Source organism: Streptomyces sp. NPDC002619 (assembly GCF_042889305.1).
Classification (GTDB): domain Bacteria; phylum Actinomycetota; class Actinomycetes; order Streptomycetales; family Streptomycetaceae; genus Streptomyces.
Genome location: NZ_JBIAQV010000006.1, coordinates 39,380 through 63,473 on the forward strand (window position 1 = coordinate 39,380; position 24,094 = coordinate 63,473).

The window sequence follows — 24,094 nt, forward strand, 5'->3', positions numbered from 1 at the left end:
GGCGTAATAGGGTCACCGCATGCTCAATGCCCTGACCCTGGTGACCGGGGTCGCCGCGTTGCTGCTCGCCGCCTGGTGCGGGTGGGCGGCCTACCGTGATCAGCCGACCAAGGACTGGCACTTCATCGGGATGGCCGTGGTCTCGGTCCTGGCTCTGGCGCAGTTGGTGATCGGGGTCGTGCAGCTGGCGCGGGGCGAGAAGCCGGAGCAGGGGACGACGATCTTCGTGGCGTATCTGCTGGGCGCGTTCGCGTGCGTGCCGGCGGCGGGGTTCATGTCGCTGGCGGAGCGGACCCGTTGGGGGTCGGTGACGGTGGCCGCGGGTGGCGTTGTGCTCGCCGTGCTCGAGGTGCGGCTCTATGACATCTGGGGAGGCTGAGGTGACCGTGGCGGAGGAGAAGCCGACCCGGCTGATCAGCGGGCCGGGAATGCTGCTCGTCTGGTTCTACGGCGTGATGGTGGTCGGTGCGGTGTCGCGCTCGGCGTACCAGATCGCCACGGACTTTCAGCGGGCGCCGCTCGCGTACTCGCTGTCGGCGGTGGCCGGCGTGGTGTACGGGTTCATCACGTACACGCTCGTCCGGGGCGGAGAGAGGGCCCGCAAGGCGGCGCTGGTGTGCTGCGCCGCCGAGTTGGCGGGCGTGCTGATCGTGGGTACGTGGACCCTGGTGGAGCCCTCGGCCTTCCCCGACGCGACCGTGTGGTCGGACTACGGGATGGGGTACGTCTTCATTCCGGTGCTGCTGCCGCTGTCCGCCATGTATTGGTTGCGGAAGGCGCGGACGCAAAGGGGCGCTTGAGGAGCGTTCGCGACTGCTGGTGCGTAGTGGCTTGTCGCGCAGTTCCCCGCGCCCCTTCGGGGCGCGTTCATCAGGCCGTGGTCACAAACGTCCCCGCGGGCTTCTCCAGGACGATCAGTTCCACGCCGTCGTTGCCCTTGGACCTGCCCACCGCCTCGTAGCCGACGCGGCGGTACAGGCGGAGGTTGCCCTCGCTGCGGTGGCCCGTGTGGAGGCGGAAGCGCTTGGCGCCGTGTTCGTCCGCCAGTGCCGTCTCGGCCGCGCGCAGCAGTCGTGCTCCGATGCCGTGGCCCTGCAGGCGCGGGTGCACACAGAGCTTGCCGATGGCGGCCGCGCCGTCCTCGGTGACCGAGCCCCGTACCGACCCGACCACCTCCTCGCCCAGCCTGGCGACGAAGACGCAGTCGGAGGCGACCTCCTGGCGGACGGAGTCGAGGCTCTGGACGAGCGGGTCGATGCGGTAGTTGCCGTACAGCGCCGCCTCGCTCTGGAAGCACAGGTACTGGAGCCTGAAGATCTGCTCTGCATCCTGCTCGGTCGCCACCGAGATGGTCACGCTCATGCCCATGTGCGCACGCCTCCCGCTCACCTGATCGCCTGTTGTTCCTCACTCCTATCCCCGCGCTTCGCGGGCCGCAACCTCCGGCGTGAGCAATCGCCGTAGACATTCAAGACATTTGGAGCGTTCCGGGCCAAGACTGCCCTGTGAGATACCCAACTCCCCCGCGATCTCCCGGTATGTGAGGTCCTTCGGGGAGAGGAGGGCCGTCATGAGACGGGGGCAGCGGCCCGGCAGCCGGCGGACCGCGTCGCGCAGGGCGCGGTGCCGGGCGGCGGTGAGTGCGGTCTGCTCCGGGTCGGGTCCTCGATCGTCGGCGGGCTCGCCGTCGTACGGCCGCTCGATCCGGGTCGTACGGCGGCTGCGACGGGCCTCTGCGCGAACGGCCCTACGCAGCCAGTCCTGCGGGTCGTGCGGTGGGCCGGCGGAGTCGACCCGCTCCAGGAGGCGGAGCCAGACGGCCTGCTCCAGGTCACCGGGCTCGGCACCCGACGCGTATGCCTCCGCCGAGGCCTCGGCGGTGAGCAGGGGACCAAGGGCGGTCACCAGGTCGTGCGTCATGTGCAGAACGACGCGGCCGCCCCGGCGGCGGTTGCCGGGGCGGCCGTGGGTCGACCCGAACGGGTCGGACGGGCTCAGCCGTTGACGAAGTCCTCGCGGGCGAGCAGGCCGGTGTCGGCGTTGTCGGTGAAGACACCGTCGATGCCGGTGGCGAAGTAGGCCTTGAAGGCGCCGAAGGCGTCTCCGTAGGCGTCCGCGGCGGTGCCCTTGCGGAACTCCGTCGGCAGGAAGGGGTTCTCGTTGCGCATGGTGTAGGGGTGCAGGATCAGCCCCACCTTGTGCGCGTCGGCGACGAGGCTGCTCGGCGTGCCCAGGCTGCCGTCGGCGTTCCTCGGGATGATCAGGTCGAGGGTCGGGCCGATGCCCTGCGCGTAGCCGGCGATCTCCCGCAGTCCGGCGGGCGAGATGAGGTCGGCGACGGTGCGCGGGTCGCCCGAGTCGACGAAGTCCCAGGGGCGGCTGTTGGCGGTCGAGAGCAGGACGGCGAGGTTGTTGTCGACCAGCTTGTTCAGCCGCTGGATGCTGGTCGGCTCGAAGGACTGCAGGATGACCGGCGAGTTCCGCTTGTCCTTGCCGTACTTGCGCAGCAGCTTGGCGACCCGCTCCTCGAGGCCGAGGCCGAGCTTGCGGAAGTAGGTGGGGTGCTTGGTCTCGGGGTAGATCCAGACCTGCTTGCCGCGCTTGCGGGTCTCCTCGTCCTGCCACTTCAGGACCTCTTCGAACGTGGGGATCTCCCAGCGCCCGTTGTAGAGGTTGTTGTGCGGACGGTTGGCCGGGATGCGCTCGATGGCGCGCAGGGTCTTCAGCTCGGCGAGCGTGAAGTCCTCGGTGAACCAGCCGGTGGTGGAGACGCCGTCGAGGACCTTGGTGGTCTTGCGGTCGGCGAACTCGGGGTGGTCCGCGACGTTCGTGGTGCCGCCGATCTCCGGCTCGTGCCGGCAGACCAGGTGCCCGTCCTTGGTGGGGACCAGGTCACCGGCCTCGACGATGTCGGCGCCGAGGTCGAGGGCCAGGTTGTACGAGCCGAAGGTGTGCTCGGGGCGGTAGCCGCTGGTGCCCCGGTGCCCGATGATCGTCGGTACCGGCAGGCTCTTCAGGCCGCCGCCGTACCCTGCGGTCCGGGCCTCGGCGGCTCGCGCCATACCCGGCAGTCCGAGGACCGCTCCGCTCGCACCGAGCACCGCGGCGCCGAGCAGCGCCCGCCGTCCGGTTCCGCGTCCCTGCTCGTCCGACACCTGCGATCCCATGACTGCCTCCAGCCGTCCTGACATGTCTTGTCGCGCTCCGCCTCCGGGGCGCCTCAGCCGGTGTCGAGGGGGCCCCTCCGGCTCCGCGCCGTCGTTGCGCGCCGATCGTAGGGGCGTGTGCATGGCGGCCGGGAGACCTCGGCCGGAACACGGGGGTGACGCCGGATGTCATCTGACACCCGGACGGACACCGGGAGCTGACGGTCCGTCGGCGGGGGTGTGCGGGCTCCGGGCGCGATGTCGGTCACATCGTTCCGGGCGGGTTACCGGCGGGCGACGGGACGCAACCGCAGGTTAAGCCGAGTCAACAGTGCGTAAGACCTCGGTGAATCGCCCGCACCTGATGTGCGCTTCCCCCTGAGCCGCGAGTAATGTCCTCACCTGCACAGACACATATCGACCCTCGGCATCGGAGGACCCGTTGTCCCGCTTCGCGCTCATCAAGGCAGTGCTCGGACCGATCATGCGCCTGATGTTCCGCCCTCGGGTGGAGGGCGTGGAGCACATCCCGGGGGACGGTCCGGTGATCCTGGCGGGCAACCACCTCACGTTCATCGACTCGATGATCCTGCCGCTGGTGTGCGACCGGCAGGTGTTCTTCATCGGCAAGGACGAGTACGTCACCGGCCGGAGTTTCAAGGGCCGGCTGATGGCGTGGTTCTTCACCGGCGTCGGCATGATCCCCGTGGACCGCGACGGCGGCCGGGGCGGTGTCGCCGCGCTGATGACCGGGCGCCGGGTGCTGGAGGAGGGCAAGGTCTTCGGCATCTATCCCGAGGGCACGCGGTCGCCCGACGGCCGTCTGTACCGGGGCCGTACCGGCATCGCCCGCCTGACGCTGATGACGGGTGCTCCCGTGGTGCCGTTCGCGATGATCGGTACGGACAAGTTGCAGCCGGGTGGGGCGGGGATGCCGCGGCCCGGGCGGGTGACGGTCCGCTTCGGTGAGGCGATGGAGTTCTCTCGGTACGAGGGGATGGACCGGGATCGGTATGTGCTGCGGGCCGTTACCGATTCCGTGATGGCTGAGGTCATGCGGTTGTCCGGGCAGGAGTACGTGGACATGTACGCCACGAAGGCCAAGGCTGCGTAAGGGATCGTTGTCGGGTGCGGGTGCGTCGTGGTTGCTCGCGCCCACGCGGCGGAGCCGCAAATCGATACAGCCCCGCGCCCTGAGGTTGGGACAGTTACCCCGCGCTTTCCAGGCGCTGTCCCTTCAGCATGAACCATGCCGCTGCCGCCGTTGCCAGCAAGACCGCTGCTCCCGCCCCCGACGCCAGTTGCAGGCCGTGGACGAAGGAATCCCTAGCCGCCGTCAGCAGTGCGTCCGACGTGTGCGGTGGCAGGGTCTTCGCCGCCTCCACCGCGCCGCCCAGTGATTCGTGGGCCTCGGCCGGGGTGCCCGCCGGGCCGGTGAAGTCGCGGTAGACGCCCGTCACGATCGAGCCCAGCAGGGCGATGCCCAGCGCCGCGCCCAGTTCGTACGCCGTCTCGGAGACCGCCGAGGCCGCGCCCGCCTGGTCCTTGGGGACGCTGGAGAGGATGACGTCGGCGGTCACCGTGAACGAGAAGCCGGCGCCCATGCCGACGACCAGCAGGGCGGTACCGAGCAGCGGGTATCCGGTCGATTGGCTCAGGGTCATGAGTACGGCCAAGGCCAGCCCCACCGCCGCCAGCCCACCTGAGACCACCGCCCGGACCGAGTAGCGACGGGCCGTGCGGCCGGCGACCAGGCCGGCCGCCACCGCGCCCACGGCGGCGGGGAGTTCGGCCAGACCCGCCTCGAACGGGCGCCTGTCCTGGACGAGCTGCAGGTACTGGGAGAGGAAGAACACCAGCCCGGACATGCCGAGCACGGTCAGCAGGTCGGCCAGGACCGCTCCGCTGAAGCCACGGCCCCGGAACAGCCGCATGTCCAACAGCGGGGTCGGCAGGGTGAGTTGGCGTCGGACGAAGCCGACCAGGGCCGCCGCGCCGAGCGCGCCGGTGGCGAGCGTGGTCCAGGTGAAGCCGTGTGTGGCGGCCTCCTTGACCGCGTAGACGACGGCGATCATGCCGACCAGGGACAGGACGACGCTGGTCAGGTCCCACGGGCCCGGATTCGGGTTGCGGGACTCCGGGAGGGTGCGGATCCCCACCAGGACGAGGACCGCCATCACGGGGAGGTTGATGAGGAAGACCGAGCCCCACCAGAAGTGTTCGAGCAGCAAGCCGCCCACGATCGGGCCGACGGCCGTACCGGCGGAGGCGGTGGCGCCCCAGATGCCGACGGCGAGGCTGCGCTCGCGCGGGTCGTGGAAGAGGTTGCGGATCAGGGCGAGCGTGGCGGGCATCAGAGTCGCACCCGCGACACCGAGCAGCGCTCGCGCCAGGATCATCAACTCCGGTGTCGTGGCATAGGCGTTGAGGACGGAGATCGCGCCGAACGCCGTGGCGCCGCAGAGCAGGATCCGCTTGCGGCCGATGCGGTCGCCGAGGCTGCCCATGGAGACGAGCAGACCGGCGATGACGAAGGAGTAGACGTCGCCGATCCACAGGAGCTGGGTGCCGGAGGGCTTCAGGTCTTCGCTGATGTAGGGGGTCGCGAGGCCGAGGACGGTCGCGTCGACGGCCACCAGCAGCACGGCCAGGACGAGCACGGAGAGCGCGAGCCAACGGCCCGGGCGCTTCTCCGCCTCCGTCGCGACGGCCGGCCGCAGGGTGCTGGTCATGATTCCTCTCTCCGTAGCGCGCCGCCGAGCAGCAGCTCGACGATCATGTGGGTGAAGTCCTTCGGGGCGACGCGGCCTTCCGACACGGCCCAGGCACCGGAGGCCAGCAGGCCGTACAGCGCCTCGGTGAGCCAGCCCGGGGTGAGGTCGATCCGGAACTCGCCCGCCGCCTGGCCGCGTCGGAACAGGGCGGCGATGCGTTCGTCGATCCGGGTCCAGCCCTGGTTCTGTTCCTCGCCCTCGAACAGCTGATTCTCGGTGTAGAGGAAGGCCAGCAGACCTGCGGCCGGTTCGATCTCACGCACCAAGCGGCGTACGGCGTCGCCCGCCGGGCCCTCGTCCAGGCGGGCCGCATCCAGGGCGGCCTCGCACTCCTCGATGCCCAGGGACTCCAGTGCCCGGACGAGCGCGTCGCGTCCGGCGAAGTGGCGGTGCAGTGTGGCGCGGCTGATCCCGGCCGCCTTGGCGACCTCGTCCATGGTTGCGGTGGATTTGCGGGTCAGCAGGGCGGCCGCACTGCGCAGCACGTGGTCACGGTCGAGGGCCATGAGACAATCGTAGCCCAGATGAGACACTCATGTCTCATCATAGGCATGGAGGTCTCAGAAACCCCTGCTCAGGAGGTGGCTCAGTGCCAGGGCAGCTGCCCGCGCCGCTGCCAGTACGCGCCCGGCTCCTCCACGAGCGCGGCGAGGCGGGCCAGCTGGTCCTCGTCCAGGTCGACCACGGCGGCGTGCAGGTTGGCGGCGAGCTGGCCGACGGTCGCGGCGCCGGAGAGCACGACCCCGGTCCAGGGCCGGCGGAGGACCAGGGCGAGGGCGACGGCGTCGGCCCCGAGAGACGTTTCCTCGGCCACCTCCTTCAGCGCGTCCGGCGCGTACGGCTCGGCCAGCCGTCCGTTGGCCATGGCCTCCTTGACGATGACTGTGAGGCCGGCGTCGTGCGCCTCGGCGAGGGCGGGGCCGGCCGAGGTCTCCAGGGCGTTGTACGTCGACTGGACGGTACGGAAGAGGGGCTCGCCGTCGACGGTGACCTCGAGGGCGGCGCGGATCGCCTCCGCCTGGGCGGGGCCGCTGGTGGAGAAACCGAGGGACAGGCCCCCGGCGGCGGCCTCGGCGAGCCGGGCGTGGAGTTCCTTGTCGGTGAGCGCCGGGCTGTCCGGGGTCACCGAGTGGATCTGGTAGAGGTCGAGCCGGTCGCCGAGGAGCGCATCGGTCTCGGCGCGCTGTCTCTCGTACGTCTGAACGCTGTGGTCCTTGACCTCGTGCTGCTCGGCGTCGGTGGTCCAGCCGGCGGTGTAGGTATAGCCCCACTTGCTGCCGACGACCACGTCGTCGATGTCGGGCCGGGCGTTCAGCCAGTCGGCGAGGAACTCCTCGGAACGGCCGTACGAGCGGGCGACGTCGAAGTAGCGGACGCCCTGGGCGTAGGCGGCGTCCAGGAGTTCATGGGTACGGTCGCGCAGGGCGTCGACGCTGCGGTTCTCTCCGAGGTCGTGCTCTCGGCCCAGGTTGATGTAGCCGGGGCGGCCGACGGCGGCGAGACCGAGTCCGATGTGGCAGGTCGGGGTCGTGGCGGTCGCGAGACGGGCGAAGGGCATCGCGGGCTCCGTTCGGTCGGCTCCGGTACGACTCCTGACCAACGTATCCCGTGATGGCCTTCGCCTCAGAGCACGGTTCATACGGCGCTTCGGCGAGTGCGGGTGCGTCGTGGCTTGTCGCGCAGTTCCCCGCACCCCTTTCAGGGGCGCTGCCCTCAGCTCTTCTTGTTGGCGTCCGCCCACTGGTGCTGCTGTGCCACGTCCGCCTTGATCTCCGTCAGCTGGACCGCTACCGCGCTGGGCGCCGTACCTCCGCGGCCGTTGCGCGAGGCCAGGGCGCCGGGGACGTTGAGGACGGAGCGGACCTCGGGGGTGAGGTATGTGGAGATCTTCGCGAACTGGTCGTCCGTCAGCTCGTCCAGCTCCTTGCCCTCGGCCTCGGCCGCCTTGACGCACTCGCCGGCGACCTCGTGTGCGACCCGGAACGGCACGCCCTGCTTGACCAGCCACTCGGCGATGTCGGTGGCGAGCGAGAAGCCGGCCGGGGCCAGTTCCTCCATGCGCTCGCGGTGCACGGTCAGCGTGGCCATCATGCCGGTGAAGGCCGGGAGCAGGACCTCCAGCTGGTCGATGGAGTCGAAGACCGGCTCCTTGTCCTCCTGGAGGTCGCGGTTGTAGGCGAGCGGGAGGGCCTTGAGCGTGGCCATCAGGCCCGTCAGGTTGCCGATCAAGCGGCCCGACTTGCCGCGCGCCAGCTCCGCGATGTCGGGGTTCTTCTTCTGCGGCATGATCGACGAGCCCGTGGAGAACGCGTCGTGCAGGGTCACGAAGGAGAACTCCTTCGTGTTCCAGATGATGATCTCCTCAGCGATCCGGGAGAGGTTGACCCCGATCATCGCGGTGATGAAGGCGAACTCGGCGACGAAGTCACGGGAGGCCGTGCCGTCGATGGAGTTGCCGACGCTGCCGTGCTCGAAGCCCAGGTCCCTGGCCACCGCCTCGGGATCGAGGCCGAGGCTGCTGCCCGCGAGCGCGCCCGAGCCGTACGGCGAGACGGCCGTCCGCTCGTCCCACTGGCGCAGCCGCTCGGCGTCCCGGGACAGCGACTGGACGTGGGCCAGCACGTGGTGGGCGAAGAGCACCGGTTGGGCGTGCTGGAGGTGGGTACGGCCGGGCATCGCCACGTCCGGGTGGGCCTCGGCGAGGCCGATCAGGGCGTCCTGGAGCTCGGCGATCAGGCCCCCGATCGTACGGGCGTGGTCGCGCAGGTACATGCGGAAGAGGGTCGCGACCTGGTCGTTGCGGGAGCGGCCGGCGCGCAGCTTGCCGCCGAGGTCGGGGCCTAGGCGTTCGAGGAGGCCGCGTTCGAGCGCCGTGTGGATGTCCTCGTCGGCGATCGTGCCGACGAAGGAGCCGTCGGCCACGTCCGACTCCAGCCGGTCGAGCCCGGCGAGCATCCGGGTCAGCTCGTCGTCCGTGAGCAGTCCCGCCTTGTGCAGCACGCGCGCGTGGGCACGCGAACCGGCGATGTCGTAGGGCGCGAGGCGCCAGTCGAAGTGGACGGACGCGGACAGCTTTGCCAGGGCCTCGGCGGGACCGTCGGCGAAACGGCCGCCCCAGAGCCGTACGTCACCGCTGTTGCTGCTCACTGCGTTGCTCCTCGGAAGATGTCTCTGTGCGACCGCCTCCCCACCCTTGCAGGTGAGGAGGCGGTTGTCAGTCTGATGCGTGCGAGGTGACCCGGACGGGGTCACACCAGGTCTGCGTCGGGCTATGCCTGCAGATCACGCCGCGCCGCGATCTTCGACGACAGGCTGTAGATGTCGATGAAGCCCTTGGCCGCGGCCTGGTCGAAGGTGTCGCCGGTGTCGTAGGTGGCGAGGTTGAAGTCGTACAGCGACGACTCGGAGCGCCGGCCGGTGACGACGGCGCGGCCGCCGTGCAGGGTCAGCCGGATGTCGCCGTTGACGTGCTGGTTGGCCTCGTTGATGAAGCCTTCCAGGGCGCGCTTGAGCGGGGAGAACCACTGGCCGTCGTAGACCAGTTCGCCCCAGCGCTGCTCGACCTGCCGCTTGTAGCGGGCGAGTTCGCGCTCGACGGTGACGTTCTCCAGCTCCTGGTGGGCGGTGATCAGGGCGATGGCGCCCGGAGCCTCGTACACCTCGCGGGACTTGATGCCGACGAGGCGGTCCTCGACCATGTCGATCCGGCCGATGCCCTGGGCGCCGGCACGCTCGTTGAGCTGCTGGACGGCCTGCAGGACGGTGACGGCCTTGCCGTCGATGGCGACGGGGACGCCCTGCTTGAAGGTGATGATCACCTCGTCGGCCTCACGGGGCTCGGCCGGGTTGGAGGTGTACTCGTAGATGTCCTCGATCGGGGCGTTCCAGATGTCCTCCAGGAAGCCCGTCTCGACCGCGCGCCCGAAGACGTTCTGGTCGATGGAGTACGGGGACTTCTTGGTGGTGGCGATCGGGAGCTGCTTGGCCTCGCAGAAGGCGATCGCCTTGTCGCGGGTCATCGCGTAGTCGCGGACCGGGGCGATGCACTTGAGGTCGGGGGCGAGAGCGACGATGCCGGCCTCGAAGCGGACCTGGTCGTTGCCCTTGCCGGTGCAGCCGTGGGCGACGGTCGTGGCGCCGTGCTTCTTGGCGGCGGCGACGAGGTGCTTGACGATCGTCGGCCGGGAGAGGGCGGAGACCAGCGGGTAGCGGTCCATGTAGAGGGCGTTGGCCTTGATCGCCGGGAGGCAGTACTCGTCGGCGAACTCGTCCTTGGCGTCGGCGACCTCGGCCTCGACGGCGCCGCACGCGAGGGCGCGCTTGCGGATGACGTCCAGGTCCTCGCCGCCCTGGCCGACGTCGACCGCAACGGCGATGACCTCGGCGCCCGTCTCCTCGGCGATCCAGCCGATGGCGACGGAGGTGTCCAGACCGCCTGAGTAGGCGAGTACGACGCGCTCGGTCACGGGTTTCTCCTCACAGTGCATTCGCTGATATGCATGAGTATGCAGCACTCTGCATGATTCGTCAATCCGACCGGATGCGTGACGTGTGCCGCCGTCGGCGCCGATAATCGGTGGCCATGGGACAGACCTACGAGCGCATCGACGGCAGGCTCCGCACGTTCATCGAGGAACAGCCCCTCTTCTTCACCGCCACCGCGCCGCTGTCCGGCGACGGCACGGTCAACCTCTCCCCCAAGGGCCTCAAGGGGTCCTTCGCCGTGCTCGACGAGCACACCCTGGCGTACCTCGATTTCGCCGGGTCGAACGCCGAGACAATCGCCCATCTGCGTGAGAACGGCCGGATCACCCTGATGTGGTGCGCGTTCCAGGGACCGCCCAACATCGTGCGCGTGCACGGGCGCGGCGAGCCCGTCTTCCGCGACGACCCGCGTTTCAACGAACTGCTCACGCGTTTCCCGGACATCGACCCGACCCCGCACGGCCTACGCGCGGTCATCGTCGTGCACGCCGAACTCGTCCGGGACTCCTGCGGCTACGCCGTGCCCCACATGGCGTACGAGGAAGACCGCGACCTGCACGGGCGGCGCTTCGCGCGCGAGGACGACGCCTCACTGAGCGACTACTTCCAGAAGAAGGACCACGTGGCGACGAGCCTGGATGGCCTACCCGGGCTGCCGTTGCCGCTGCCGCCGTCTACCGTCTGAGCCATGCGCCCCCGTGTCGTCGTCACCCTCGTGTCCGCGTCCCTCCTCGTGCTCGGTGCCGCGCCCGCCGGCGGCTTCGAGGGCGACCCGCTGCCCTCGCGGATGGCGGACACGGGTGGCGGCAGCCAGCTGATCACCGCTCAGGCGCCGCGTGCCGGCACCACATCGGGGACGGTCACCTGGTGGGACCTGCGGGGCGGAAAGTGGGTGCAGGCCGGTTCGGCCGCGGCCCGCTTCGGTGCGAACGGGCTCGTCGAGGGCGCCGAGCGGAAGCAGGGCACGAACACGACGCCGACCGGGCTGTACGACCTGCCGTTCGCGTTCGGTGTCGAGGCGGCGCCGGGTGGAACGGGCGTCGACTACCGCCGCGTGCACGAGGACTCGTGGTGGTGTCAGGACAACGACTCGCGCTCCTACAACCGGTGGACCGAGCCCCGGCCCGCCGACTGCCGGGCCGCCGAGTCCGAGCATCTGATCTCGTACCCGACGCAGTACGCGCACGCGCTGGTCATCGGGTTCAACTACCAAAAGCCGGTGCGGGGGCGGGGTGCGGGGATCTTCCTGCACGTCAACGGGCGTGCGGCGACGGCCGGTTGTGTGTCGGTACCCGGAGACGCGATGCGGCGGATCCTCGGCTGGGTGAAACCGGCGGCGAAGCCGCACATCGCGATCGGGACGGAGAGCGGGGCGACCGCGATCACGCGTTACTGACGTCGCCCGCGGGCAGCCGCACCGTGAACGTCGTGGCCCCCGGCCGGCTCTCCAGGCCCACGCTTCCCCTGTGGGCCTCCACCACCGCTGCCACGATCGACAACCCCAGTCCCGCACCCCCGCCGGAGGCGTCCGCGTGGCGGCGGTGATCGGCTCTCGTGAAGCGTTCGAAGACTCCCGGCCGGATCTCCTCGGGCACTCCGGGGCCGTCGTCGTGGACCTTGAGGGAGGCCGTCGTGCCGTCGGTCTCCAGGGACACCGCCACCTCTGTGCCGACGGGCGTGTGCAGACGGGCGTTGGCCAACAGGTTGGCCAGCACCTGTTGGAGGCGGTGGGCGTCGCCCGTCACCGTGACCGGTTCCTCCGGAAGCTCGAGGGTCCAGCGGTGGCCGGGGCCCGTCGCGCGGGCGTCCGTGACCGCGTCCAGGACCAGTCGCGTGAGGTCGACGGGGCGGCGCTCCAGGGGGCGGCCCGCGTCCAGGCGGGCGAGGAGCAGCATCTCGTCGACCATCTCGCCCATACGGGAGGACTCGGCCGCGATGCGTTCCAGGGCACGGGTCACCTCCGGCGGTACCGGGCCCGGGTGGAGGAGGGCCAGCTCGGCGTGGCCGCGCACCGAGGCGACGGGCGTGCGCAGCTCGTGGCTGGCGTCGGCGGCGAACCGGCGCAGCCGCTCCTCGCTCGCGTGCCGCTTGGTCAGGGCGTCCTCGACATGGCCGAGCATGCGGTTGAAGGCGCCGGCGACCCGGCCCACCTCGCTGCGCGGGTCGGACTCGGGGGCGCGCGGCGGCAGGACGACCTCGCCGCTGGCCAGCGGGAGCTCGCTGACCCGGGTGGCCGTCGCGGCGACCCGGCTCAGCGGACGCAGCGACCAGCGCACCCACAGCGCGCCCGCGACCCCGGTGACGGCGAGGGCCAGCCCGAAGACGATCGCGGCCACCAGCTCCAGCCGGTGCACCGTGGCCTGCATGGGCTCCAGCGGGAGTCCGACGATCAGTACGTCCCCGTCCTTGCCCGGTGACGCGACGACCCGGTAGTCGTCCAGCGCGGAGAGCTCGACGGTGTGGGCCCGGCCGTCGACCGGAACCGCCGCCAGCCGCTGTTCGTCCGTGGCCGTGAGGTCGACGTTCAGGTCGGCGGCGAGGTCGTCGGAGCGGACGAGTGCCTTGTTGGTCACCGTGCCATTGACCAGACGGGCGCCGAAGGTGTCGGTGGCCTGGCGGCGGGTGTCGCCGTACTCGTCGCCGTCGTGGTCGCTGGGCACCGGGCCCTTGTGCTCCAGGCTCGCGGGGAGCCGTGTGCCGACCTCGCTCAGCTGCTGGTCGAGACGCTGGGTGAGGAACCCGTTCACGCCGACCACCGCGGCGATCCCGACAGCCGCGCAGCTCACCGCGAGCAGCACGACAAGCCCGAAGGTGAGCCGGGCGCGCAGGGTCTGGGGGCGGGGCAGGCGCCGTACGACGTTCATCGGGTCCCCGGCTTGAGGACGTACCCGGCGCCGCGCACAGTGTGGATCATGGGCTCGCGGCCCGCGTCCACCTTCTTGCGCAGGTAGGAGATGTACAGCTCGACCACATGGGCCTGGCCGCCGAAGTCGTACGACCACACCCGGTCGAGGATCTGTGCCTTGCTGAGGACCCGGCGCGGGTTGCGCATCAGGAAGCGGAGCAGTTCGAACTCGGTCGGGGACAGCTCCACCAGCTCGCCGGCCCGCGTCACCTCGCGGGCGTCCTCGTCCATGACCAGGTCGCCGACGACCAGGCTCGGCCCCTCCTCCAGCTGCCGGGCCATGCCCGCGCGGCGCAGCAGTCCGCGCAGTCGGGCGACGACCTCCTCAAGGCTGAACGGCTTGGTGACGTAGTCGTCGCCGCCCGCGGTGATGCCCGCGATCCGGTCCTCGACCGCGTCCCGGGCGGTGAGGAAGAGCACACAGACGTCGGGCTTCACCTCGTGCAGGTCGCGCAGCACGGCGAAGCCGTCGGTGTCCGGAAGCATCACGTCGAGGACGACGGCGTCGGGCAGCAGATCGCGCGCGGTCGCGAGGGCGGTGGCGCCGTCGCCCGCCGCGCGGACCTCCCAGCCCTCGTAGCGCAGGGCGCCGGTGAGCACCTCGGCGAGGTCGGGGTCGTCGTCGACGACGAGGACACGCAGGGGTGTGCCGTCGGGGCGGGTCAGGGCGGGGCGGCCGGAGCGAGTGGTGTTCATGTCGTCTTCCAGCATCACCCGGCGCGAGGGCCGCGGTCCTCCGGGAACGCTCTGAGTTTCCTCTGAGTCCGCCGGGCCGGGCGCCCGCTCAGAGGGGTCTCAGAGGTTCGCACAGCACAGTGGCAGGCCTGGCGGGAGAGAGGACGTACCCATGACCACCGTGTACGAGCAGCGGACGGCGCCGCCCGTTCCGCTCGCTCCGCGCCGCTCCCCCGCGGGCCCGCTGCTGGCGTTGCTGTGGGCGGGCGCGGCGGCCGTGGTCGCGCTGTGGTGGGCCGACACCGGCACGGTGGTCGGGGCGGCGGGCTGGCTGACCGGGGCCGGGCGGATCGCCGGGCTGCTCTGCGGGTACGCCTGCGCGGTCCTCGTGGGGCTGATGGCGCGGGTTCCGCTGCTGGAGTCCCGGATCGGCTCGGACCGGGTGGCACGCTGGCACGCGATGGCCGGCCGGTACACGGTGTGCCTGCTGGTCGCGCACATCGTGCTGATCCTCGCCGGGTACGCCGCCCAGGACCACGCCTCCCTGGTCCACGAGACGCTCACGGTGGTCCTGGACTATCCGGACATGCTGAAGGCCACCGCGGGCACGGTGATCCTCTTCTCGGTCGGCATCACCTCGGCGCGTGCCGTGCGCCGCCGCACCAGCTACGAGTTCTGGTACTACGTGCACCTGCTCACCTACGCCGCCGTCTTCCTCGCCTTCTTCCACCAGCTGACCCTCGGAAACGACTTCAACGGCAAGCCCGTGCCCACCGCCGCCTGGTACGCCCTGTACCTGGGTGTCGCGGCCCTGGTGGTGTGGTTCCGGCTGCTCGTGCCGATGCGGCTCAACCTGCGGCACCGGCTGCGCGTGGAGTCGGTGCGCCAGGAGGCGCCCGGCGTCTACTCGGTGGTCGTACGCGGCCGGCGGCTGACCGAACTGGGCGCGCGGCCGGGGCAGTTCTTCCGCTGGCGGTTCCTCGGCGAGGGCATGGGCTGGACGTCGACGCCGTACTCCCTGTCGGCTCCGCCGCGCCCGGACCGGCTGCGCATCACGGTCAAGGCGCTCGGCGACCACAGCGCGGCCGTCCCCCTGCTGCGCCCCGGCACCCGGGTGTGGGCGGAGGGCCCGTACGGTTCACTGACCGCCGACCGGGCGACCCGGCACCGCTCCCTGCTCATCGCGGCCGGCGTCGGCATCACCCCGCTGCGGGCGCTGTTCGAGACGCTGCCCGGGGACGTCACGCTCCTGTACCGGGCGCGGACGGCCCAAGACCTTGCGTTGGGCGGCGAGTTGGAGGCGATCGCGCGGTGGCGTGGCGCGAAGGTGCTCTACGCGCTCAACGGACCGCAGGGGCAGCGCCCGGACATCAGTGCCGAGGCCCTGCGCGCGACGTTCCCCCGTCTCGCCGGGCACGACGTCTACATCTGCGGTCCGCACGCCTTCGCCCAGGAGCTCTACACGCAGTTGCGCGCCGCCGGGGTGCCCGACCGCCGTATCCACCACGAGTCGTTCGAGCTGTGAGGCCGCCGTGCACGCGTTGAAGAAGACCCGCCCCCTGCGCCGTATCGTGCTGGCCAGTGCCGCCACCGTCTCCGGGATAGTGCTGCTCCTTGCGCTGAAGCCGCACACGAACCCGGCGGTGGCAGCCGGTGTCCCGATACCCACGCCCGCCGGCAGCGCCGGCGCCTCAGCCTCCGCCGCTGCCCCCGCCACCGGCAGCAAAACCGTCACCGGCAACTCGGTGGACACCCGTTGGGGCCCCGTCCAGGTCCGCATCACCCTCAAGAACGGCAAGCTCACCGACGTCACCCCGGTCGTCTACCCGCAGGAGAACCCGCGCGACCAGGAGATCAACAGCTACGCCCTCCCCCAACTGCGGCGCGAGGCGCTGGCGGCGCAGAGCGCGCAGATCGACACCGTGTCAGGAGCGACGTACACAAGTGACGGTTATCGCCAGTCACTTCAGTCCGCACTCGACTCGGCAGGCAGCTGAACACTCGTGAAGCGGAGCACGTATCTGTGGGCCAAGGGTCCCGTCCCCACGGAGGAACCGTGACCACCACGCTCGCAGGCGGACGTGCCGCCCGCCGCCAGACGATGCGCCGCATCCGCCCGCGCCGCTCCCCGGCCGTCCCGCTGCTGCTCGCAGTGTGGGCGGGCGCGGTGGGCGTGCTGGGGCTGTGGTGGCACAACACGCCGTCCATCGCGGACGACAACAGCAGGATCCTCAATGCGGGCCGCATCACAGGTCTGTTGGCCGGATACGTGATGGCCCTTGTCGTGCTCCAGATGGCCCGGGTGCCCGCCCTGGAGCGGCGGGTCGGCTCGGACCGGGTGGCGCGCTGGCACGCGATGAGCGGCCGCTACACCCTGTGCCTGGTCTTCGCGCATGTGTTCCTGATCATGTGGGGCTACGCGCTCCAGGCGGGAAAGTCGCTCGGCGACATCGTCCAGCAGACCATCGACTCCATCAACCAGCTGCCGGACATGGGCAAGGCGGCCATCGGCACGGGCCTTTTCGTGCTGATCGGGCTGACGTCGATCGGCGGGGTCCGCCGCAGGCTGTCGTACGACACCTGGTACCACGTCCATCTGATGACGTACGCGGCGGTGTTCCTGACGTTCTGGCACCAGATCACCACCGGCAACGACTTCGCGGTCGAGCCCCTGGCGAAGACCTTCTGGTACGGGCTGTACGGCGCGGTGACCGCGCTGGTGGTCTGGTACCGGATCCTCACCCCGATCCGGCTCAACCTGCGGCACCGGATGCGCGTCGAGGCGGTCATCGAGGAGACGCCGGGCATCGTGTCCGTGCTGATCGGTGGCCGCAGGCTGCACCGGATGGGCGCGGAGGCCGGGCAGTTCTTCCGGTGGCGGTTCCTGGCGCCGGGCATGCGGTTCAGCTCGCACCCCTACTCGCTGTCGGCGGCGCCCCGCCCGGACATGCTGCGGATCACGGTGAAGGCGATCGGCGACCACAGCACCCGGCTGCGGGAGTTGAGGCCGGGCACGCGAGTATGGGCCGAGGGCCCGTACGGCGCGCTGACCGCGTCCCGGCGCAGCCGCGGCAAGGTGCTCCTGGTCGCGGGCGGCGTCGGCATCACCCCGATGCGGGCGCTGTTCGAGACACTGCCCGGAGCGTCCGGCGACCTCACCCTGCTCTACCGGGCCGACACCACGCAGGACCTGGCCCTCTGGGACGAGTTGGCGGCCATCGCCACGGAGCGCGGGGCCCGACTGATGTACGCGGTGAACAGCCCGGAGGGCGAGCGGCCGGACATCTCCGCGGACAGCCTCCAGCGCAAGATCCCGGACATCGACCGGCACGACGTGTTCATGTGCGGCCCGCCCGGGTTCGCGCAGTCGGTGTACGAAGCACTGCGCGGCGCGGGGGTCCCCGCCCGCCGTATCCATCACGAGTCGTTCGAGATGTGAACGACGGGACACCACGGGAACCACGCGAGATCAGGAGATCGGTCGGATGAGGAAGAGCCATCCCCTACGGCGCATCGTGCTGGCCACCGCCGCCACCGTGTCCGGAGTCGTCCTGCTGCTGTCACTCAAGCCGGCCTCGGACCCGGCTTCCGCGTCGGCCGCCGCCCCGCAGCAGACGGCGGCCGGGCGGGAGTCACCGCAGGGCGGGTCGCAGGCCGCCGGGTCGAACACGGTGACCGGTGACGTGGCCCGGACGCAGTACGGGGCCGTGCAGGTACGGCTGACCGTCAGCGCCGGGAAGATCACCAAGGCCGAGGCGGTCCAGGCGCCCAAGGGCGGCACCAGCGACCAGAAGACCGCACTCGCCGTACCCAAGCTCAACCAGGCAGCGGTCACGGCCGGAAACGCGCAGATCGACTCCGTCTCCGGAGCGACGTACACGAGCAACGGCTACAAGCAGTCGCTCCAGTCGGCGCTGGACAAGGTGAAGGCGGCCGGCGACGCGGCGTCGGCACCGGCGCCCCGAACCCTCACCGGCAAGGTCGCACAGACCCAGTACGGGCCGGTCCAGGTGCGGATCTCGGTCAGCGACGGCAAGATCACCAAGGCCGAGGCGGTCCAGGCGCCCAAGGGCGCCACCAGCGACCAGAAGACCGCACTCGCCGTACCCAAGCTCAACCAGGCAGCGGTCACGGCCGGAAACGCGCAGATCGACTCCGTCTCCGGAGCGACGTACACGAGCAACGGCTACAAGCAGTCGCTCCAGTCGGCGCTGGACCAGGCCGGTGGCTGACGCCGTGGCGGAGCCGGCGGAGGCACCCGCCACGCTGCGGCACGCGGAGGAGGTCATGGGGACCGTGTTCTCCTTCGACGTGCGCGGCGGGGAACCCGGAGCCGTGCGCGGCGCCCTGGACGAGGCGGTGGCAGGGCTGCACCGGGTCGACGAGGTGTTCAGCACGTACCGCGAGGACAGCCAGGTGTCCCGGCTGGCGCGCGGTGAGCTGACCGTGGCCGAGTGCGCTCCCGAGGTCGCCGAGGTGCTGGAGCTGGCGGCCGAGGCGGAGCGGGTGAGCGAGGGGTGGTTCAGCACGACGTACCGGGGGTGGCTCGATCCGACCGGCATCGTCAAGGGCTGGGCCGCGGAGCGCGCCGCCCGGGCGATCGCGGGGGTCGGGGTGAGCGGCGTGAGTGTGAACGGGGGCGGGGACGTCCAGATGTTCGGCACGCCGGAGCGGCTGCGGCCGTGGCGGGTGGGCGTGGCGGATCCGCTCCGTCCGGGGGGCCTGGCGGCGGTGGTCTCGGCGGCCGGGGTGGACCGGTTGGCGGTGGCGACGTCCGGTACGACCGAGCGGGGCGCGCACATCGTGGACCCGCGCACGGGCAAGTCGGCGGTCACGGACCTGGTGGCGGTGACGGTGGTGGCGCCCCGGCTGACCTGGGCGGACTGCTGGGCCACAGCGGCGTTCGCGATGGGGTCGCGGGAGGGGCTGGCGTGGCTGGAGTCGTTGCCGGACGTGGAGGCTCTGCTGATCACGGCGGGGGACGAGGTGCGGTGCACCGGGGGGCTCGCGGCGCGGCTGGGGTGACAGCAGGCCGGGGTGGCTGAGAGTACGACCGCAAGTCAGCACATATATGAACCTTCACCCACAAACGCCATCCAATTCCCGTCCTGAGACGTATCCCCTGTGCAGCAAGTTTCAGGAGGAACACATGGCAATCTTCAGCAGTCTGCTGCCGGCCAGTCACCGGGACGACTGGTGGGACACGTCGGATCACGACGACAGGTCCCGCCACGGGCACCGGCATGACCACGGGCACGGCGACCACGACCATGGCGACCGTCACGGGCACGACCACGGCGACCGCCACGGACACGGACACAACGGGTACTGATCGCCCACGAAGGCTGAGCGGACCGGAGACGGGAGGCCCCGGTCCGTCTCGCCGTTCATTCACGAGGAACCGGTGCCATGACGCACGTCCTACGGCGTCTGCTGTCGGTGGGTGAGACGTCCGACGCCGTGGTCGCGGCCGCTCCCCCGGTCGCGCCGCGCGAGGTGTTCCGGCGTTTCTGGCCGTACACCCGCGGTGGCCGCCGCTGGTTCGTGCCCGTCGTGATCTTCAGCCTGGTCGGTCCCGCCATCGACGCCGGGGAGATCTGGCTCTTCAAGATCGTGGTGGACGACGTCCTCGTCCCCCGTGACGTCGGACCGCTCCTGTGGATCGCTCCGGCCTATCTGGGGCTCATCGTCGGTTCCGGCGTCCTGGGGTTCGCCGACGACGTGACGTCCACCTGGGTCAGCGAACGCTTCCTGCTCACGCTCCGCTCCGCCGTGTTCCGGCACGTCCAGGGGCTGTCGCTCGGATTCTTCGAACGTCGGCGGCTCGGGGACGTGCTGTCGCGCGTCACGGGCGACGTCGACGCGGTCGAGACGTTCCTGCTCTCCGGGGTGGCGGACGCCCTCTACTACCTGATCAGTCTGGGCATCTACCTCGGCCTGCTGTTCTACCTGCAGTGGGACCTCACCGTCCTCGCACTGGTCATCGTGCCGCTGTTCTGGGGGACGGCCCGGCGCTTCTCCCGGCTGGTCAAGCAGGCGTCGCGGGAGCGCCGGCGCCGCGGCGGCTCGATCAGCGCGATCGCCGAGGAGTCGCTGGGCAATGTCGCCCTCGTGCAGGCCTACAACCGGCAGGGATGGGAGGAGCGCCGGTTCGAGCGGGAGAACCTCGGCAGGTTCCGGGCGGCGATGGCCTCGGCGCGGATCCGGGGCGTCTACGGGCCGATCGTCGAGTTCATCGAGGTGTCCGGCGGCCTCGCGGTCATGGGCCTGGGCACCTGGAAACTCGCACAGGGCCAGCTCACCCTTGGCGGGTTGCTGGTCTTCCTGGCGCTGATCGGCAAGCTGTACGGCCCGGTCCGCGACCTGTCCCGCCTCGGCACCAGCTTCTACGCGGCGTCCGCCTCGGCCGAGCGGATCATCGAGTTGCTGGACGAGCAGCCCCAGGTCGCCGAGCCCCCGGGCGCCCGGCGGATCGGCCGTGCGCGGGGTGACGTGGAGTTCGACGGCGTCGGCTTCCGCTATCCCGGCACCTCGTCCTGGGCCCTGTCGGACGTCTCGTTCCATGTCGAACCGGGCGAGACACTGGCGCTGGTCGGGGCCAGCGGGGCCGGCAAGTCGACCGTCGCGAAACTGCAGTTGCGCTTCTACGACCCCGACCGGGGCGCGGTCCGTCTCGACGGGACGGACCTGCGGGACCTGCGCCTGTCGGACGTGCGGGAGAACGTCGCAGTGGTGCTGCAGGAGACGCTCGTCTTCCACGGAAGTGTGCGGGACAACATCGCCTACGGCCGGACGGACGCGACCGAGGCCGAGATCGTCGCCGCGGCGCGCGCCGCGGACGCGCACGAGTTCATCGAGCTGCTCCCGGAGGGCTACGACACGCTGGTGGGCCAGCGCGGCCGGACACTCTCCGGCGGCCAGTGCCAGCGCCTGGCGATCGCCCGAGCGATGATCAGGGACGCACCCGTGCTCCTGCTGGACGAGCCGACCACCGGGCTCGACGTCCGGTCGGGCCGGCGGATCATGGACCCGCTGCGTCGGCTCATGGCCGGGCGGACGACCATCGTCATCTCCCACAATCTGCTGACCGTCCGGGACGCCACACGCATCGTGGTGCTCGACCACGGCCGGGTGGTCGAGCAGGGCGCCCACGACGACCTGCTCGGGCGCGACGGGACGTACGCCAGGCTGCACCGGTTGAACGCCACGACCGGGTCCACGCCTCAGGGGAAGGTCCTGTCGTGAGCGGCTCCAGGGGCCCGCCGCCCCTCGCACCGGGCACGCAACCGGTGCCGGGTTACGAGGTGTTGGCGCATCTGACGCGCACCGGCTGGCTGGACGTCCACGACGCCTGGAGCGAGGAACGGGCCTGCCGCTGCGTGCTCAAGGTGGTGCGTCCCGACCGCCGGGACGAGGAGCGGCTGGGCGAGCGGCTGCTGAGGGAGGGTCGTTTGCTGCGGGACTTCACCCATCCGCATCTGGTGCGCGCCTACGAGACCTTCGAGTCGCCCGAGCCGCTCGTCGTGCTGGAGACGCTGACCGGTGAGACGCTGTCCCATCTCGTACGGCGGTTGCGGCGCCGCCCCAGCGCCGCCGACGTGGCGCTCCTCGGTGTACAGCTGTGTTCGGCGGTCCACTACCTCCACGGCCGGGGCCTGCTGCACCTGGATCTCAAGCCGGCCAACGTGGTGGTGGACCGCGGTCATGCGAAGGTGCTGGACCTGAGCGTCGCGCGGCCGCCCGGGCCCGCGCCCGCCGGGGTGGGCACGTTCTGCCATCGCGCTCCGGAACAGGACCGCGGCGGACCGCTCACGGCCGCCGCCGACGTGTGGGGCATCGGCATCACGCTGTTCGAGGTCGCCTGCGGTGACCTGCCCTTCGACCGCGGCGAGACCCCCGACGAGCCCCACGCCGGGGACGAGCGCGCCGGTCGCCAGGAGGACCGGCCCCCGCGGAGCGCCCCGCCTATCGCGTCCCGCCGCCGTATGCCCGCCGCTCTCGCCGCTGCAGTCGACGGCTGTCTGCGGGCGGATGCGGCCTCCCGGCCCACGGTCGACGGGCTGGCCGCCGCGCTCCAGGCGACGCTGCCCGGCCCGCCACCCCGCGCCTGAGGCCCGGCGGGTTCACTGCTCCGGAGCCACGACGTGGCCCGTCTCCAGGTCGGCCGTGGCGAGAACGGTGCCGTCGGAGGCCGTGAGGCGGACGCCGGACAGCGCATGGGGGTCGACGGTGGCCCGCCCAGCCCAGTCGCCGTGCCCGTCGCGCACAGTGAAGTCGCCGACGCGGGACGTCGTACCGTCCCGGTGTTCGAGCAGGCAGGTGACCTGGCCGGAGTACGGGGTGCCCGGGCCGGTGAGATCGACGGACATGAAGATCCAGCCGGGGGTCCCGGGGTTGGCGTAGACCTCGCCGACCGGCCGCCCTTGGTTCCTGGCCGAGGTCAGGTCCCCCAGCAGAATGGGCTCGGTCTCGACGGCGGGCGGGGGCGAGGCCGTGATCGTCTCGACGGCGGTGCCGATCCCCCAGCCGGCGAGCCCGAAGGCGACGGCGAACGCGGTCGCGACCGCGGCGAACCGCAGCCGGGCCCGGCGGACGCGACCGCGCAGACCCTGACGCGCCGGGCCGGACGCGTGCGTGCGGCCCTCGTGCGCCGCCGCGTCCTCGGCCAGACGGCGCGCCACCCGGGCCTCGAACCCGGACGGAGCCTCGCGGTCCGGCAGCAGGCCGATCAACCGGTCGCCGACGAGGGTCAGCTGCTCGACGTACTCCCGGCAGTCCGCGCACTGGTCCAGATGCGCGACCGCCTCGGCCCGTTCCCGGCCGGGCAGGACGCCCAGCGCCAGCTCGGCGCCGAGCTCTCGCATCTTGTCGCAGTTCACGTCACTGGACATGATCGCCTCAGCCTCGCTTCGGAGAAGCGAGCGTGGTCCGTAGTTTCGCCATCGCCGTCCTGATCCGCGTCTTGGCGGTACCCAGTGGGATGTGCTCGTAGTCGGCGACCTGCTGGGCCGTCATTCCGTAGATGCCCGCCATCACCAGCGCACGGGCCTGTTCCCTCGGCAACCGCGCCACCGCGGCCCTCAGCCGGGACGAGGTCTCGTCGGCCAGCGCCCACTGCTCGGGGGTCTCGGTGACAGTGCCGAGCATGGCGTCGAGATCCTCGGGCGCCACCGGCTCCGTCCGCCGTGTCCGGACGGCGTCGATGGCGAGGTTGTGCGCGATGGTCGTCAGCCAGGTCGCGACCGAGCCGCGGCGCGAGTCGTAGATCTGGGCGTGCCGCCACGCACGCTCGAATGTCTGCTGGGCGATGTCCTCGGCCAGCTGTTGATCCCCGGTGACGGCCATGGCCACACCGAACACCGTGTCCTGGAACCTCCGTACAAAGGTGACCGCGAGCTCCGGATCTCCGGTGGCCAGCCCGGAAAGCAGCGCCTCGTCCGGGAGGCGACCCTCGGGGAACCGGAAACCCGACACACCTCTGTATACGGTCAGTCGCCGCCAGGGGATTGCCCGCTCACCGCGGAAGATCACATTCCCATTGTCCGCCGTCGGGCCGGGCCGTGCATGGGCTCAGTGCCCGTTCTGCGCCAGCCTCAGCAGATGGTCCGCCAGCGCCTGCCCCCCGGTCGGGTTCCGGCTGATCAGCAGAAGGGTGTCGTCGCCGGCGATCGTCCCGAGGATGTCGTGCAGTTCGGCCTGGTCGATCGCCGAGGCCAGGAACTGCGCGGCCCCCGGAGGCGTGCGCAGGACCACGAGATTCGCTGAGGCCTCCGCGGAGATCAGCAGCTCCTGGGAGAGCCGCCGCATCCGCTCCTCCTTCGCCGACTCCCCCAGCGGAGCGCGCGGCGTGCGGAATCCGCCCTCGCTCGGCACCGCGTAGATCAGGTCGCCGTCGGTGTTGCGGATCTTGACCGCGTTCAGCTCGTCCAGATCCCGGGAGAGCGTCGCCTGCGTGACGTTCAGCCCGTCGTCCGCGAGGAGCTTCGCCAGCTGGCTCTGCGACCGCACCGGCTGCCGGTTGAGGATGTCCACGATCCGGCGGTGGCGTGCCGTGCGGGTCTGCGGCAGGGCCGGCCCGGCCTGCCCTTGGTCCTGCTGGCTCATCGTCG

Annotated in this window: 26 protein-coding genes; 13 read left to right on the forward strand and 13 right to left on the reverse strand. The window is 71.0% G+C overall.

Annotated elements, in window-relative coordinates; translation table 11 throughout:
* Positions 1–19 precede the first annotated feature (19 nt).
* Both ACFYXB_RS12930 and ACFYXB_RS12935 read left to right on the forward strand, forming a co-directional pair.
* Positions 20–379: a hypothetical protein gene (locus ACFYXB_RS12930; protein ID WP_389581017.1), complete on the forward strand. Its 360-nt coding sequence runs from the start codon at positions 20–22 to the stop codon at positions 377–379.
* A complete protein-coding gene (locus tag ACFYXB_RS12935; protein ID WP_389581020.1) occupies positions 360–800 on the forward strand; it encodes a hypothetical protein in 441 nt (146 codons plus the stop codon). The genes ACFYXB_RS12930 and ACFYXB_RS12935 overlap by 20 nt, the downstream gene beginning before the upstream one ends.
* 70 nt (positions 801–870) lie before the next feature.
* Here ACFYXB_RS12935 and ACFYXB_RS12940 read toward each other — a convergent pair whose 3' ends face one another.
* The 3 genes from ACFYXB_RS12940 to ACFYXB_RS12950 form a co-directional block, all read right to left on the reverse strand.
* The gene (locus tag ACFYXB_RS12940) at positions 871–1,368 is read right to left on the reverse strand and encodes a GNAT family N-acetyltransferase (protein ID WP_351353602.1); all 498 of its coding nucleotides are present in this window, start codon (positions 1,366–1,368) and stop codon (positions 871–873) included.
* Positions 1,369–1,413: 45 nt separating this feature from the next.
* Positions 1,414–1,920, reverse strand: a complete 507-nt coding sequence (locus ACFYXB_RS12945) for a sigma-70 family RNA polymerase sigma factor (RefSeq protein ID WP_389581023.1) — start codon at positions 1,918–1,920, stop codon at positions 1,414–1,416.
* Between the two features lie 74 nt (positions 1,921–1,994).
* Positions 1,995–3,167, reverse strand: coding sequence for a glycerophosphodiester phosphodiesterase (locus ACFYXB_RS12950; protein WP_389581026.1), 1,173 nt, complete (start codon positions 3,165–3,167; stop codon positions 1,995–1,997).
* 421 nt (positions 3,168–3,588) lie between these two features.
* On the opposite strand from ACFYXB_RS12950, the gene ACFYXB_RS12955 reads away from it, so the two are divergent.
* Positions 3,589–4,260, forward strand: a complete 672-nt coding sequence (locus ACFYXB_RS12955) for a lysophospholipid acyltransferase family protein (RefSeq protein ID WP_351353525.1) — start codon at positions 3,589–3,591, stop codon at positions 4,258–4,260.
* A 94-nt stretch (positions 4,261–4,354) separates the two neighbouring features.
* Here the strand turns inward: ACFYXB_RS12955 and ACFYXB_RS12960 are convergent, their stop codons facing one another.
* The 5 genes from ACFYXB_RS12960 to ACFYXB_RS12980 all read right to left on the reverse strand — a co-directional run bounded on the left by ACFYXB_RS12960 (position 4,355) and on the right by ACFYXB_RS12980 (position 10,386).
* A complete protein-coding gene (locus tag ACFYXB_RS12960; protein WP_389581029.1) occupies positions 4,355–5,878 on the reverse strand; it encodes an MFS transporter in 1,524 nt (507 codons plus the stop codon).
* Positions 5,875–6,426, reverse strand: a complete 552-nt coding sequence (locus tag ACFYXB_RS12965) for a TetR/AcrR family transcriptional regulator (protein WP_389581032.1) — start codon at positions 6,424–6,426, stop codon at positions 5,875–5,877. The genes ACFYXB_RS12960 and ACFYXB_RS12965 overlap by 4 nt, the downstream gene beginning before the upstream one ends.
* 80 nt (positions 6,427–6,506) lie before the next feature.
* Entirely contained in the window at positions 6,507–7,478 is a 972-nt protein-coding gene (locus tag ACFYXB_RS12970) for an aldo/keto reductase (RefSeq protein ID WP_389581034.1), read from the reverse strand.
* A 155-nt stretch (positions 7,479–7,633) separates the two neighbouring features.
* Complete coding sequence (gene argH / locus ACFYXB_RS12975; protein WP_389581037.1) at positions 7,634–9,067, reverse strand: argininosuccinate lyase; 1,434 nt, start codon at positions 9,065–9,067, stop codon at positions 7,634–7,636.
* A 122-nt stretch (positions 9,068–9,189) separates the two neighbouring features.
* Positions 9,190–10,386 (reverse strand): argininosuccinate synthase, encoded by a 1,197-nt coding sequence (locus ACFYXB_RS12980; RefSeq protein WP_389581039.1) that lies wholly within the window; start codon positions 10,384–10,386, stop codon positions 9,190–9,192.
* Positions 10,387–10,502: 116 nt separating this feature from the next.
* On the opposite strand from ACFYXB_RS12980, the gene ACFYXB_RS12985 reads away from it, so the two are divergent.
* Positions 10,503–11,090, forward strand: a complete 588-nt coding sequence (locus ACFYXB_RS12985) for a pyridoxamine 5'-phosphate oxidase family protein (protein WP_351353542.1) — start codon at positions 10,503–10,505, stop codon at positions 11,088–11,090.
* A gap of 3 nt (positions 11,091–11,093) precedes the next feature.
* The gene (locus ACFYXB_RS12990; RefSeq protein WP_389581042.1) at positions 11,094–11,801 is read left to right on the forward strand and encodes a L,D-transpeptidase; all 708 of its coding nucleotides are present in this window, start codon (positions 11,094–11,096) and stop codon (positions 11,799–11,801) included.
* Here ACFYXB_RS12990 and ACFYXB_RS12995 read toward each other — a convergent pair.
* Both ACFYXB_RS12995 and ACFYXB_RS13000 read right to left on the reverse strand, forming a co-directional pair.
* On the reverse strand, positions 11,788–13,269 hold the full coding sequence (locus tag ACFYXB_RS12995) for a sensor histidine kinase (RefSeq protein WP_389581044.1): 1,482 nt from the start codon (positions 13,267–13,269) through the stop codon (positions 11,788–11,790). The two genes, ACFYXB_RS12990 and ACFYXB_RS12995, sit on opposite strands and share 14 nt — an antisense overlap.
* A complete protein-coding gene (locus tag ACFYXB_RS13000; RefSeq protein ID WP_351353550.1) occupies positions 13,266–14,006 on the reverse strand; it encodes a response regulator transcription factor in 741 nt (246 codons plus the stop codon). The genes ACFYXB_RS12995 and ACFYXB_RS13000 overlap by 4 nt, the downstream gene beginning before the upstream one ends.
* Before the next feature lie 151 nt (positions 14,007–14,157).
* Between ACFYXB_RS13000 and ACFYXB_RS13005 the strand changes: the two genes are divergently transcribed.
* From ACFYXB_RS13005 to ACFYXB_RS13040, 8 genes are all read left to right on the forward strand, one after another.
* Positions 14,158–15,510, forward strand: coding sequence for a ferric reductase-like transmembrane domain-containing protein (locus tag ACFYXB_RS13005; RefSeq protein ID WP_388499310.1), 1,353 nt, complete (start codon positions 14,158–14,160; stop codon positions 15,508–15,510).
* Positions 15,511–15,517: 7 nt separating this feature from the next.
* The gene (locus ACFYXB_RS13010) at positions 15,518–15,982 is read left to right on the forward strand and encodes an FMN-binding protein (protein WP_389581048.1); all 465 of its coding nucleotides are present in this window, start codon (positions 15,518–15,520) and stop codon (positions 15,980–15,982) included.
* Between the two features lie 59 nt (positions 15,983–16,041).
* Positions 16,042–17,424, forward strand: coding sequence for a ferric reductase-like transmembrane domain-containing protein (locus tag ACFYXB_RS13015; protein WP_389581051.1), 1,383 nt, complete (start codon positions 16,042–16,044; stop codon positions 17,422–17,424).
* Between the two features lie 46 nt (positions 17,425–17,470).
* Positions 17,471–18,217, forward strand: a complete 747-nt coding sequence (locus ACFYXB_RS13020) for an FMN-binding protein (RefSeq protein WP_389581054.1) — start codon at positions 17,471–17,473, stop codon at positions 18,215–18,217.
* 4 nt (positions 18,218–18,221) lie between these two features.
* Positions 18,222–19,010: an FAD:protein FMN transferase gene (locus ACFYXB_RS13025; protein WP_389581516.1), complete on the forward strand. Its 789-nt coding sequence runs from the start codon at positions 18,222–18,224 to the stop codon at positions 19,008–19,010.
* Positions 19,011–19,134: 124 nt separating this feature from the next.
* Positions 19,135–19,317, forward strand: a complete 183-nt coding sequence (locus ACFYXB_RS13030) for a hypothetical protein (protein WP_351353568.1) — start codon at positions 19,135–19,137, stop codon at positions 19,315–19,317.
* A 77-nt stretch (positions 19,318–19,394) separates the two neighbouring features.
* Positions 19,395–21,230, forward strand: coding sequence for an ABC transporter ATP-binding protein (locus tag ACFYXB_RS13035; protein WP_389581057.1), 1,836 nt, complete (start codon positions 19,395–19,397; stop codon positions 21,228–21,230).
* Positions 21,227–22,096 (forward strand): serine/threonine-protein kinase, encoded by an 870-nt coding sequence (locus ACFYXB_RS13040; RefSeq protein WP_389581060.1) that lies wholly within the window; start codon positions 21,227–21,229, stop codon positions 22,094–22,096. The genes ACFYXB_RS13035 and ACFYXB_RS13040 overlap by 4 nt, the downstream gene beginning before the upstream one ends.
* A gap of 12 nt (positions 22,097–22,108) precedes the next feature.
* Here the strand turns inward: ACFYXB_RS13040 and ACFYXB_RS13045 are convergent, their stop codons facing one another.
* From ACFYXB_RS13045 to ACFYXB_RS13055, 3 genes are all read right to left on the reverse strand, one after another.
* Positions 22,109–22,876 carry an anti-sigma factor family protein gene (locus tag ACFYXB_RS13045; RefSeq protein WP_389581063.1) on the reverse strand — a complete coding sequence of 256 codons (768 nt, stop codon included), beginning with the start codon at positions 22,874–22,876 and terminating at the stop codon, positions 22,109–22,111.
* 7 nt (positions 22,877–22,883) lie between these two features.
* The gene (locus tag ACFYXB_RS13050; RefSeq protein WP_351353604.1) at positions 22,884–23,459 is read right to left on the reverse strand and encodes an RNA polymerase sigma factor; all 576 of its coding nucleotides are present in this window, start codon (positions 23,457–23,459) and stop codon (positions 22,884–22,886) included.
* Positions 23,460–23,555: 96 nt separating this feature from the next.
* Positions 23,556–24,089 (reverse strand): arginine repressor, encoded by a 534-nt coding sequence (locus tag ACFYXB_RS13055; protein WP_351353579.1) that lies wholly within the window; start codon positions 24,087–24,089, stop codon positions 23,556–23,558.
* Positions 24,090–24,094: the final 5 nt, after the last annotated feature.